General features: G+C 50.5%; 10 protein-coding genes. All 10 read left to right on the top strand.

The window, feature by feature from the left end; genetic code table 11:
* Nucleotides 1–170: 170 nt before the first annotated feature.
* The 10 genes from ACYVSB_RS07965 to ruvB all read left to right on the top strand — a co-directional run bounded on the left by ACYVSB_RS07965 (nt 171) and on the right by ruvB (nt 12,284).
* The gene (locus ACYVSB_RS07965; protein ID WP_461219051.1) at nt 171–836 is read left to right on the top strand and encodes a TetR/AcrR family transcriptional regulator; all 666 of its coding nucleotides are present in this window, start codon (nt 171–173) and stop codon (nt 834–836) included.
* A complete protein-coding gene (locus ACYVSB_RS07960; RefSeq protein WP_461219050.1) occupies nt 829–1,632 on the top strand; it encodes a lysophospholipid acyltransferase family protein in 804 nt (267 codons plus the stop codon). The genes ACYVSB_RS07965 and ACYVSB_RS07960 overlap by 8 nt, the downstream gene beginning before the upstream one ends.
* Complete coding sequence (locus ACYVSB_RS07955; RefSeq protein ID WP_461219049.1) at nt 1,629–2,510, top strand: glycosyltransferase; 882 nt, start codon at nt 1,629–1,631, stop codon at nt 2,508–2,510. The genes ACYVSB_RS07960 and ACYVSB_RS07955 overlap by 4 nt, the downstream gene beginning before the upstream one ends.
* A complete protein-coding gene (locus tag ACYVSB_RS07950) occupies nt 2,464–3,432 on the top strand; it encodes a glycosyltransferase family 8 protein (protein ID WP_461219048.1) in 969 nt (322 codons plus the stop codon). The genes ACYVSB_RS07955 and ACYVSB_RS07950 overlap by 47 nt, the downstream gene beginning before the upstream one ends.
* Nucleotides 3,429–4,289, top strand: coding sequence for a lysophospholipid acyltransferase family protein (locus ACYVSB_RS07945; RefSeq protein ID WP_461219047.1), 861 nt, complete (start codon nt 3,429–3,431; stop codon nt 4,287–4,289). Before ACYVSB_RS07950 ends, ACYVSB_RS07945 begins: the two co-directional genes overlap by 4 nt.
* Before the next feature lie 342 nt (nt 4,290–4,631).
* The gene (locus ACYVSB_RS07940; protein ID WP_461219046.1) at nt 4,632–5,432 is read left to right on the top strand and encodes a TIGR00282 family metallophosphoesterase; all 801 of its coding nucleotides are present in this window, start codon (nt 4,632–4,634) and stop codon (nt 5,430–5,432) included.
* 14 nt (nt 5,433–5,446) lie between these two features.
* Nucleotides 5,447–8,092, top strand: a complete 2,646-nt coding sequence (mutS, locus tag ACYVSB_RS07935; protein ID WP_461219045.1) for a DNA mismatch repair protein MutS — start codon at nt 5,447–5,449, stop codon at nt 8,090–8,092.
* Nucleotides 8,093–8,219: 127 nt separating this feature from the next.
* A complete protein-coding gene (mutL, locus tag ACYVSB_RS07930; RefSeq protein ID WP_125597925.1) occupies nt 8,220–10,457 on the top strand; it encodes a DNA mismatch repair endonuclease MutL in 2,238 nt (745 codons plus the stop codon).
* A gap of 182 nt (nt 10,458–10,639) precedes the next feature.
* Nucleotides 10,640–11,233, top strand: coding sequence for a Holliday junction branch migration protein RuvA (ruvA, locus tag ACYVSB_RS07925; RefSeq protein WP_125597928.1), 594 nt, complete (start codon nt 10,640–10,642; stop codon nt 11,231–11,233).
* 28 nt (nt 11,234–11,261) lie between these two features.
* Nucleotides 11,262–12,284 carry a Holliday junction branch migration DNA helicase RuvB gene (gene ruvB, locus ACYVSB_RS07920; protein WP_461219044.1) on the top strand — a complete coding sequence of 341 codons (1,023 nt, stop codon included), beginning with the start codon at nt 11,262–11,264 and terminating at the stop codon, nt 12,282–12,284.
* The last annotated feature ends 12 nt before the right edge of the window (nt 12,285–12,296 follow it).

Below are 12,296 nucleotides of genomic sequence, written 5' to 3'. Positions count from 1 at the left end.
GCAAATATGGATAAGTCTCCAAAGAAAACACAGAGAAAATGGTGGTCGCGACTATTGAATTTTCAGAAAAATTGCGCTAAACTCGGTGAGTGAGTGATTACTTACTTTGTTTGGTGTTCCTAAATTAAGCGAAATCAAGTAATGTAATCAATCGGAAAGGAGGGTCAAGCGTGCAAGGACAAATAGAAACGGATCTGGAACGTTGGTATGACGCGAACAAAATGCCGGCCAGTCAGCGCAAAGTGCTTTCCGCGGCGATTGTCTTGTTCTCAGAGCAGGGGTACGAGCGCACCAGCACCATGGCGATCGCCCGCAAGGCTGGTGTCAGTCAAGCGGTACTGTTTAAGTATTTTCACAGTAAACGGGATCTACTTCATCAGATCATTGATCCCATCGTGGACAATTTGATTCCAACTTATGTCGCAGATTTCTTCAATAATATCCAACACATTAGCTTCGTGAAAGGGCATTTGCGCACAACACTGCGGGAAATTACCCATGAGCGCTTTTATTTTTTGTATGATAGCAAAGAAGTGGTGTTGATCTTACTGTCTGAGTTTATTACGCATGAAGCACTGAAACAGTCAGTCTTGAAGGCTGTTTCGGGCCAGCAAGATCGGGTGATTCGGAAGGTTTGGCGGGAATTTCGGCCGGGACCAGCTTTGCAGAGTGCGGACGCGTTTCGGAATTTCGTTCAATTATTGGTGACCCAGTTAGTGGGCTATTTCTTGCTGGTGACCAATATCAGTCCCAACCACCAATATGATTTTGACGGGGACTTGGATCGGATTGCCGATAATGTTTACCGCGTTGTGACTGGTGATGATGATGGCTAGGCAAAAATCAGCTCCGCGGCTCACACTTTTTTATGATAAGTTCACTGACGATTTCGTTTTTAGCGAGCAACAGGATTACCAGTTGCCAGCTGATTTTCAGTTCCAGCGTCAGGGGATCGGCGCGGCGTTATCGGGGCGGTTGGTTCGCGCCGGCTTTTGGCTCTACGGGTGTTACTATTCGCGATTGAGATCACATGTTCATTTTGCCAATCAGCAAGTCTTGCGCCCTTATCGGCACCAAGGGATTTATTTATACGCCAATCATACGCAACCCATGGGCGATGCCTTCACACCCTTTCAACTTCTGAAAACACGGCCGTTTGCGGCAATCATCAGTCCCGCGAATCTTGGCATCCCCGTGGTGGGTAAACTTTTGCCCGCTGGTGGGGCGCTGCCGATTCCCACGGATCGCCATCAATTTCGCCAGTTCGAGCAGGCGGTCCAAGCCAGCATCCCGGCTAAGAAATGTTTATTGATTTATCCGGAAGGGCATGTTTGGCCCTATTACACAGGAATTCGGCCCTTGCCGTTAGCGGCATTCCATTATCCCATCGCTACGCCGGCGCCGGTTTTTACGTTAACGACAACTTATCAAAGTCGGGGTGCGGGCAAAAAGCCGCGGCAGACCGTATTCGTGGATGGGCCATTGGCTGTCCCAACAATGGGCTCGCGTAAGGAGCGCCAGGCGGCCTTGCGCGACGCGGTGGCCGCGCAGATGGAACAACGGAGTCATGCCAGTAACATCGAATATTATCGCTATTTACCAAATAATCCAGAGGGGAGTGAGGCTAAATGAACATTTTATACTGCGGCGATGAGAAAATGACGCGCGGTTTATTGCTGTCGATCTTATCCTTACTTGATCACACCAAACGTCATCGTTTGCAGATCTATGTGCTGACCGCGACGATCAGCAATACGAAGCAGACATTTTATCCGGTGAGTGATCAAGCCATCGCCTTTTTGGATCAATTAGTCAAACAACGCAATCCTGCGAATAATGTGGTCAAATTTGACATTACTAAACTAATGGCCGCTCAGCCGCCAACGGCAAATCTGGAGACAAATTTCACACCCAATTGTATGTTGCGCCTTTACGCTGATCAGCTGCCGGCAATTCCAGATCGGGTCTTGTATTTGGATACTGATGTGCTCTGTCGGCACAGTTTCACGGATTTTTATGAGCAAGATTTAACTGATGTGGAACTTGTCGGGGTCTTAGACCATTATGGTAAGTGGTTTTTCCATCAGAATTGGCGGCAATTTGATTATTTGAACTCCGGGGTGCTGCTGCTGAACCTGGCCTTGATTCGGCAGGACGGCTTGTTTGCCCGTTGTCGTCAACGTTGTCAGACGACCTGGATGTTCATGCCAGATCAGTCGGCGTTGAACCAATTAAGCGCGCGTAAGCGGATCGCGCCGGATAAATTTAATGAACAACATCAGCTTCAACCTGAAACTGTTTTCCAACATTTCACGACTAGTTTTCGCTTCTTTCCTTGGTTTCAAGTCGTAACCATCAAGCCATGGGAGATTGAGCGGGTCCATCGTGAATTGGAGCTTCATGATTATGACAAGCTTTATCAGCAATATCAGCACCTCAATCAAGCGTTTCAGGAGGAAGTCAATGACTCAACCACAGAAAATGATTCCGATCTTCTTCGGGATCGATGATAAATACGCGCCGTACTTATCGGTGACCCTGCAGTCGCTGCTGAGTAATCGCGGCGCGGACACGAGTTATCAAATTACGGTTTTGTACCAGACACTGTCTCTTGAAAATCAAGAGAAATTGCGGGCCTTGGTGCCGGCCAGTTGTACGATTGAATTCGTTGGGTTGGCCGCCGATCTGTATGATCGCTTTGACGGCGACAAAAACACATTACGGGCGGATTATTTCACCCTTACGATCTACTACCGCTTGTTCATCGCGGATCTCTTTCCGCAATATCAGCGGGCCATTTATTTAGACGCCGATACGATCGTGACTCAGGATCTGACGCCGTTGTTTGAGACGGATCTGGGCACAAATGTGATCGGCGCGATTCCAGATGCCTTTATTTGTAATCATCCTGAGCCGCGGCGTTACGCGGAGCAAGCCATCGGCGTTGATCCCGATCATTATGTCAATTCCGGCGTGCTGTTGATGGACCTGGCCGCTTTGCGGGCGCAGCATTTTAGCGCCAAGTTTCTCGCGTTACTCAATCAATATCATTTCGAATTGATCGCGCCTGACCAAGACTACCTCAATGCCATCTGCGCTGGCAAAACCCTGTATCTCTCACCAAAGTGGAATGCCCAGACTGAATATATTTTGGCGGAAATCAAATTAGCGTTGCCGGCGATTATTCACTTCAATTTGTTCGGTAAACCTTGGTGTTATGACGAAATTCCGTTTGAGGATGAGTTTTGGAAATACGCGAAAATGAGTCCCTACTACGAGGAAATCGCGGCGTTCAAGGCGAACTATGCCGCCCAGAAGATCAAGCACGATCAAGCCAAGAAGTCACTCTTAGTTGAACGGATCAGCAGTATTCCCGCCACCCCTGTGACCTTCACGAAAGTTGCCGCAGAGGGAGGCGCGATTCGATTATGATTATTGGCGGAAACAAACAGGCGGTGATCAATAATATCGAGCAAGCCGTGGCGGAAGGTCGGTTCAACGATAAGGTCGAAGTCGATGATCCCCAACTAAGTCCGGCCGCTGAGAATCAGCTGCTTCAGGATTATCTCGCCGCCTTACCCACAAGTAAATATCATTGGAAAAACCATCTAGGCCGTGCCTTCATGCGTTTGGCGACAAATTGGTTGAATCGGCAGACAGAAGTCGTTGGTCTCGCTAATCTCAAACAAATCAGCGGTGGGGGCATCATCACTAGCAATCATTTCAATCCTTTGGACAACACCGCGGTGCGCAAGGCGGTCTATCGCGGTAGTCACGCTCGCTTATTCGTAGTCAGCCAACCGACCAATTTGCGGATGACTGGCCTGATCGGCTTCTTAATGAATTATGCCGATATTCTACCGATTGGCCAAAGTTTGCACTATATGGGCCGCACGTTTCCTGGCTTGTTGCAGCGGATCTTTGAACAAAATAACCTGGTCCTGATTTATCCTGAGCAGGAAATGTGGTTCAATTATCGGCGCCCGCGGCCGTTGAAGCGCGGGAGCTATTACTATGCGGCGCGCTTTCAGGTGCCGATTATTTCGCTCTTCGTTGAAATGCAGGATTTGGGCAAACCAGATAATGATGAATTCAACCAGGTCCGCTATGTGGTTCATGTGTTACCGCCAATTTACCCCGATCCCGCCAAATCCATTGACGAAAATAGTCAGGCGATGATGGCCGAAGACCACCGTCAAAAAGTGGCTGCCTATGAACGAATCTACGGGGAACCCATTGACGCGCCATTTACGTCGGCCGACATTGTCGGGTGGCGTGGCGAAAAATAATTTTTCCTCCGTGTCGTCCTTGCTAGCCTTTATTTTTTTGAATCGAACCTCATTTTGAATCTTATTGTGATTGCACTTATTCGATCAGCGGCTGCGTCCGCTGGTTTTTTTATTCGTGTGACAGGCGACTGACTGCCCCACTTTGTTGGTCGCGGCGTGATGCTGTCAATAGTCGGCTCTTCGTTGCGGGAAACCTGGCCACTTTGTCCGTTGGTAAAGTTTTGAGTGGGGGCGTGCAATTCGCTGACGACGAGGACGCTTCATCATCTGGTCACGGCGTCCCCTGTTTTAAGCGGGCGTTTTATGGTAAAATTGAACGTATTATAGAAAGAGGCAAAAGCGATGCGAGTCATATTTATCGGCGATGTCATGGGCGAAATCGGCCAACAAATGCTGACAACTTATTTACCGAAATTGAAGAGCAAGTACCGGCCCCAGTTGACCGTTGTCAACGGGGAAAATATCGCGCGTGGTAAGGGAATCACCCGCGCGCTTTACAAACTGATCTTACAGGCAGGCGCCGACGTGGTGACCATGGGTAACCACACGTTCGATAAGGATGAGATCTTTGATTTTATCGACAGTGAGCCCAAATTGATCCGACCGGCCAATTATCCGGCGCAGACCACGCCCGGACGTGGCTTTACGACGATCAAGGTCAATCAAACGACCGTGGGCGTGATCAATTTGCAGGGGCGGGTCTTCCTCGACAATATTGATGATCCTTTTGCCAAGATTGACACGATTTTGGCAGAACTGCAAGCAAAATGTCAGGTGATTCTCTTAGACTTTCACGCGGAAACGACCAGTGAGAAATTGGCGATGGGCTGGTACACGGATGGGCGCCTGTCCGCTGTCTTGGGGACGCATACTCATGTTCAGACCAATGACGCGCGGATTTTGCCGGAGGGGACCGCTTATTTGACCGACGCTGGTATGACGGGGCCTTACAATGAAATCTTAGGGATGCGTCGTGACCGCGTGATCGAGCGTTTTCGCACGAATTTGCCAACGCGTTTCGAAACACCGACCAGCGGACCAGGCCAGTTGAATGGCTGTTATTTGGAGATTGACGAACAAACGGGTCACGCTAAACAAATCAAACTGATCAGCATTACACCTGATCGACCACTGATGGACTAGTTAGGGGAGTGTCTATGCCACAGAAAACCAAAGATACGCCAATGATGCAGCAGTATTTGGCGATCAAGAAAGATTATCCGGATACGTTTTTATTTTATCGGATCGGTGATTTTTACGAATTGTTTTATGATGATGCGATCAAGGGCTCGCAGATTCTAGAATTGACGTTGACCGCCCGAAATAAGAGCGCTCAGGATCCAATTCCCATGTGTGGCGTCCCCCACCACGCAGCCCAGAACTATATTGATATTCTGGTCGATAAAGGCTATAAAGTCGCAATCTGCGAGCAAATGGAAGATCCTAAATTAGCTCAAGGCATGGTCAAACGTGAAGTCATTCAATTGATCACGCCGGGGACCATGATGGATCAGGATCCCAGCGCGGCCAAACAAAATAATTATTTGGCCGCGCTCCACGTTGCCAACGGTCATTACGCGTTAGCTTATGCGGATCTGACGACGGGCGAAGTGCGCGTGACCCAGCTGCGCCATTTCAACGAAGTCCTCAACGAGGTCCTTAATTTGAATTCCAAGGAGATCGTGATCGATGCGACGGTGCCCGCCGCTGATCAGGCCACGTTCACCAAATTAGGTCTCTTATTATCCGAGAATACTCAGGTCAAGAATTCCAGTGAATTTAGTTATACGGCCCAGCGCTTGACCCTGCCGGCGGAAAAAAGTGCGCTTAAGGCGTTGATCAGCTATTTATTAGCGACGCAGAAACGGTCGTTAGGGCATTTGCAGATTGCCGAGGCCTATCAGGTCGATCAATTTCTGCGGATGGATCACGCCGTCAAGGCCAACTTGGAAATTTTTCAATCCCTGCGCACAGGTAAGCGGGATGGCACCTTGCTTTGGTTATTGGACAAAACCAAAACAGCCATGGGAGGGCGCCTGCTCAAACAGTGGCTGAATCGGCCCTTGTTGGACGAGACCGAGTTGAACGCGCGGCAGGATGCAGTCCAAGTGTTGATCAATCATTATTTTGATCGGATCGCCTTGCAGGAGGCGCTCCAGAAGGTTTACGATCTGGAACGTTTGGCTGGCCGCATCGCCTTTGGTAGCGCCAACGGTCGGGACCTGATTCAATTGCGCAATTCTTTGGCGCAAGTACCGCTGATCATTACCCAGTTGCAAAAGCTTCGGGGGACAGCGTTGGATCATTACCGCGACCAGTTGGATGACTTGCCCGAGATCCGGGGTCTGATCACCGACGCGATTGATGAGGATGCGCCAATTTCAATCACGGAAGGTCATGTGATCAAGGCGGGCTATAATGACCAATTGGATCAATATCGTGACGCGATGGAAAACGGCAAAGGCTGGCTGGCTGAACTTGAGGCCAAGGAACGCAAGGCCACTGGAATCAGCACGCTGAAGGTCGGTTATACCCGCGTTTTCGGCTACTATATTGAAGTGACCAACGCCAATAAACAGTTGGTGCCAACGGATCGCTATCAGCGTAAGCAAACCTTGGTCAACGCCGAACGCTACATTACGCCTGAACTAAAAGACCACGAAGCTTTTATTTTGCAAGCGCAGGAGCAATCGACACAATTGGAACATGAACTCTTCGTCGATGTGCGTGAGCAGGTCAAAGCCGCGACAGAGCAGATCCAAGATTTGGCTAAAGTTTTGGCTGCCTTAGACGTGTTACAGAGCTTCGCGGTCGTGAGTGAGCGGGAACATTATGTGCGGCCCACGTTGACCATGACGGATCAGAACATCAACATCGTCAAAGGCCGGCACCCGGTAGTTGAGAAAGTACTGGGCGCCAATGGTTTTATCCCCAATTCTTTGCAAATGGATGAGGCCACCACAATTCTTTTGATCACGGGGCCCAATATGTCCGGAAAAAGCACCTATATGCGCCAAGTTGGGCTGATCGTGATCATGGCCCAAATCGGTTGCTTCGTGCCGGCAGATCAGGCGGAACTCCCCATTTTTGATCAAATTTTTACGCGGATCGGCGCGGCGGATGACCTGATTTCCGGGGAAAGTACCTTCATGGTCGAAATGAAAGAAGCTAATCATGCCCTGAGCCAAGCCACATCGCGCAGTCTTTTGCTGTTTGATGAACTGGGCCGCGGCACGGCGACTTATGACGGCATTGCTTTGGCTGACGCGATCATTGAATATATTCATGACCATTTAGGCGCGAAAACACTATTTTCAACGCATTACCATGAACTGACTCAGTTGGCCGAGCGGTTGTCGCGCTTGCGCAATGTCCATGTTGGCGCCACTGAAGATCACGGTCGCTTGATTTTCTTGCATCAAGTGCTGCCAGGACCTGCGGATAAATCCTATGGGATTCATGTGGCACAGTTGGCCGGTCTGCCAACGGCGGTGATCAAACGTGCCAGTAAAGTCTTGCAAGTGTTGGAGGCGGAAGGCAATGACTTGGGCGGCGACGGTGTGGTGGCGACCCAGATCCCGCTCTTTAATTTGGCCGATACTGTCGCCGAGCCAGTGGTTCAGCCGCAACCAGCGGCCATTCCAGTCGCGCTCCAGAACTTGCAAGCCGAATTAGCGGCGGTGGACATCAGTGAGTTAACACCATTAAAGGCGCTGAATCTAGTTGATCATTGGCAACAATTGGTGGCCACACCCAACAACGATCAGGCTGAGACCACGGACGGCGACGGATCTCACCACTGATCATTAGCCGATGTTGCCGATAGTTTCGGCGGTCCAGCTACAATTTTTTCGAGAAAAGTCATTTTAGTAATCGTCATCATTTTAGCAATGCGGCAATACGGCAACACGAATGAAGCGAGGGGTGTAAATGGGAAAAATCCATCAATTATCAGCCTTATTAAGTAATCAAATCGCGGCTGGTGAGGTTATCGAGCGGCCAGCGTCGGTCGTTAAAGAATTGGTTGAGAACGCCATTGACGCCGGCGCTACCAAGGTTCAAGTTTTCTTAGCAGAGTCAGGTTTGAAACAGATCCAGGTGATCGATAATGGCTCGGGTTTCGATCCAGAAGACTTGCAGATCGCCTTTTTGCGACACACCACCAGTAAAATCAGTTCTCGCGAAGACCTGTTTAAGATCCATTCGTTGGGCTTTCGCGGTGAGGCCTTGGCCAGTATCGCTTCAGTCGCCCGCGTGACTTTAACGACCAGCAACGGTGCGGTTGCCGCGGGCCGGCGGATGACGATCACCGGTGAAGATGGTCAAATCGAACCGGCGAGCCATCCTCAAGGAACGACGATGACGGTGGCTGATTTGTTTTACAACACGCCGGCGCGCTTGAAGTATTTAAAGTCACTGGCGACGGAATTACGTCATTCCGCGGATATCATGAATCGGATTGCCTTGAGTTACCCCCAGGTCGCCTTCACCTTGGTCAATGACGGCCGTGAGTTGGTGACCACGACAGGCAGTGGTGATCTTCAACAAGTGATCGCCGGACTTTATGGGCTGCCCGTCGCCAAGGAATTACTGCCGATCCAAGGCAAAAATCTCGATTTTACTATCAGTGGGTACATTTCGCGACCGGCTGTGACCCGGTCGAGCAAGAATTATTTGTCTTTTCTGATCAACGGTCGGTATATTCGCAATTACGAATTAAATAAAGCCCTGATCAAAGGCTACGGTTCAAAATTGATGGTCGGTCGTTATCCGGTGGCGGTGATCGCGATCACGATGGATCCGCTCCTAGTCGATGTCAATGTTCATCCGACCAAGCGTGAGGTCCGGCTCAGTAAAGAACCTGAGTTGACTAATTTGGTGACGCAAACCGTTCGCCAAGTTTTAGGGTCGGTCGACTTGATTCCCGATGCTTTGACTAATTTGCGGAGCCATCAGCCTAAAGTTGACCTTGAACAGTTACAAATCGATTTGCAGCGCGCTAGTCAAACCACTGGATTCGAAGACCGCGGGAAGGCATCAAAGACCCAACCAACAGATTTCCCGTCAGTCACGCCAGCAATGCCTTCCACGCCAACGGCATTGCCAACGGGCAGTTCCCGGCAAGCGGATCAAGTTGACCCCACCAAAACGGACAAATCTGAGCCACAGGTTTCTGAGAGCGATCCGGCTTATCAAGCTGATCAGGATCAAGTGCCCTCGACCGAAGCGACCAGCGCGGCCACGACGCCGGCGGATCCCGCACCGACCAGTTTTGGCGCGGCAAAATTAGACACCAGTGAACCGGTCAGCAATATTTTCCAAAATCCAACGGCATTAGCGCGTTGGGATGCTTGGCTCCAAGCAGATGAGCAGCCGCGAGCGTTCGCGGCGACAGGAACGCAACCGAACCAGCGCCATCAGAACTCAACGGCGGCGGCGTTTGTGCCAACAACTGAGGAAAATAGCGGACACACCACCGACACACCACCAGTATCCGCAACGATTGGCGCCAAATCAGCGCAAACAGTGCCCACAGAACCACCGGCTGCTACTCAGCGTCGTTTCCCGGAGTTGCGTTATTTGGGGCAGATCCATGGCACCTATTTAGTGGCGGAAAGCGATGATGGTTTCTATTTGATCGACCAACACGCCGCCCAAGAACGGATCAAGTACGAGCAATTCCGAGTCAGTTTCGGGCAAGTGGCGCAAGACCAACAGAATTTGTTGGTCCCACTGGTGTTGACTTACCCCGCCAGTGATTATGTTCAGATCAAGGCGCATTTAGCGCTGCTGGCGGATGTTGGGCTAGCGCTGGAAGATTTCGGTGAAAATACCTTTATTTTGCATAGCCATCCCGTCTGGTTCCAATCAGGTCAAGAGGAGAAGTTGATTCGGGAAATGATCGACTACTTCTTAGGCGATGGGCAGATCAGCGTCGCCCATTTTCGGGAGAAGGCCGCGATCATGTTGTCTTGCAAGCTGTCGATCAAGGCCAACCATCATTTGGAGCCGATTCAGGCCAAGCAACTGCTTCATGACCTGGCGCAAACGGAGAACCCCTTTAATTGCCCACATGGCCGCCCCGTCCTGGTCCATTTCAACAATCAAGATCTCCAGAAAATGTTCAAACGAATCCAAGATCCACATCAATCCTGGTCCGGTGATTAGCCAAATCCGACTGGACCGGCTGGCAAGTCGCACCCCAGGTTGCGCAGGTGGCGACCAAGCTGCTTTTGCCAGCAGTCTCAGAAATCGACGCCCACATCCTCACCACGACTGGGCTTGTGGTCACGATTTCTTTTGTGCTACAATGCTAAGACTAGCAAGGTCAACAGAAAAGTAGGGATCACATGTATGAGTATTTAACTGGCCAGGTCACCGTGATCAAGCCGGAGTATTTAGTTTTGGAACTGGGCGGCGTGGGCTATCGCTTGTTAGTCGGCAATCCGTTCAAGTATCAGTTGCAGCAGACGGCGACAATTTACGTTCAGCAAGTCATTCGCGAAAGTGAACAAGTTTTGTACGGCTTTGTGGATGAGGCGGAAAAGAGTTTGTTTGAACGGCTGACCAGTGTTTCAGGTATCGGTCCGAAAAGCGCGATGGCGATCTTGGCGGCGGATGATCACAGCGGTTTGTTGAACGCTATTGCCAATGAGGATGTCAAATTCCTGACGAAATTCCCTGGTGTTGGCAAGAAGACCGCGCAACAGATCATTCTGGATCTGAAGGATAAAATCAAGATCACGCCAGAAATGACCACTGATTTGAATCAGGACTTGTTTGCACCCACCAATGATCAAACTTTGCAGGATGGTTTAGCCGCCTTACAAGCGTTGGGCTACTCCGCCCGTGAGTTGCAACGGATCGAACCTAAATTAGCGTTACTTAATGCGAAAACACCGGATGTTTACGTACGCGAAGGACTCCGGCTACTCAGCAAATAAGAAATGAAATGAGTTTTGTAGAAAGGAGTTGGCGCTAGTGGGAGATGAACGCTTGGTCGATAGTCAAGCCGAAGATGCTGTGGAAGCGGCAACCGAATTATCATTACGCCCCCATTTTTTGAACGAATATATTGGTCAGGACAAGATCAAACGCGAGCTGACGGTTTATATCGAAGCGGCCAAAAAACGTCAAGAGGCCCTGGATCATGTCTTACTGTTTGGTCCGCCGGGGTTAGGGAAGACGACATTAGCCTTTGTGATCGCCAATGAGTTGCAAGTCCACCTGCGGACAACTTCCGGGCCGGCCATTGAGAAATCTGGCGACCTGCTGTCCGTGTTAAGTGAACTGCAACCCGGGGATGTTTTGTTCATTGATGAGATCCATCGGCTGCCGCGGGCGGTGGAGGAGACCTTATATTCCGCCATGGAAGACTTTTACGTGGATATCATTGTCGGGCAGGGACCGACGGCGCACCCTGTCCACTTCCCGCTACCACCGTTCACTTTGATCGGCGCAACGACGCGGGCGGGCTTGTTATCAGCACCATTGCGTGATCGTTTCGGGATCTTAGCGCCGCTGGACTTTTATCAAACGGCGGCCTTACAGGAGATCGTGACCCGGTCGGCGGCGGTTTTGCAAACAGCGATCACTACAGATGCTGCCCATGAGATCGCCTTACGGTCACGGGGGACGCCCCGAGTGGCCAACCGTTTGTTGAAACGGGTGCGTGATTTCGCCGAAGTGGCCCACCAAACTTCGATCGACCAAACATTGGCGGATCAAGCGTTGACTCAATTAAGCGTTGACTCGGAAGGATTGGATCAAGTCGATCGCCGTCTGTTGGTGATGATGATCGAATTATATCAAGGTGGTCCAGTCGGACTGAAAACGATCGCCGCCAATATCGGCGAGGATGTTGAGACGGTCGAGACCATGTACGAGCCGTTTTTGTTGCAACAGGGATTCCTGAAACGGACCAGTCGCGGGCGTATGGTTACCCCCAAGGCGTTTCAACACTTGCACCGGCCGATCCCTGAAGATTTCAAGTAGAAAAAAGAGGCA

This window comes from Lapidilactobacillus salsurivasis, assembly GCF_054785215.1.
This window is presented reverse-complemented; position numbering and strand designations above follow the sequence as displayed.

What these genes read in the sequence shown, in the direction of transcription:
- ACYVSB_RS07960 (WP_461219050.1), top strand. Translation starts at nt 829, where the DNA reads ATGGCTAGGCAAAAATCAGCTCCGCGGCTCACACTTTTTTATGATAAG.
- ACYVSB_RS07950 (WP_461219048.1), top strand. Translation starts at nt 2,464, where the DNA reads ATGACTCAACCACAGAAAATGATTCCGATCTTCTTCGGGATCGATGAT.
- ruvA (WP_125597928.1), top strand. Translation starts at nt 10,640, where the DNA reads ATGTATGAGTATTTAACTGGCCAGGTCACCGTGATCAAGCCGGAGTAT.
- mutS (WP_461219045.1), top strand. Translation starts at nt 5,447, where the DNA reads ATGCCACAGAAAACCAAAGATACGCCAATGATGCAGCAGTATTTGGCG.
- ACYVSB_RS07945 (WP_461219047.1), top strand. Translation starts at nt 3,429, where the DNA reads ATGATTATTGGCGGAAACAAACAGGCGGTGATCAATAATATCGAGCAA.
- ACYVSB_RS07955 (WP_461219049.1), top strand. Translation starts at nt 1,629, where the DNA reads ATGAACATTTTATACTGCGGCGATGAGAAAATGACGCGCGGTTTATTG.
- mutL (WP_125597925.1), top strand. Translation starts at nt 8,220, where the DNA reads ATGGGAAAAATCCATCAATTATCAGCCTTATTAAGTAATCAAATCGCG.
- ACYVSB_RS07940 (WP_461219046.1), top strand. Translation starts at nt 4,632, where the DNA reads ATGCGAGTCATATTTATCGGCGATGTCATGGGCGAAATCGGCCAACAA.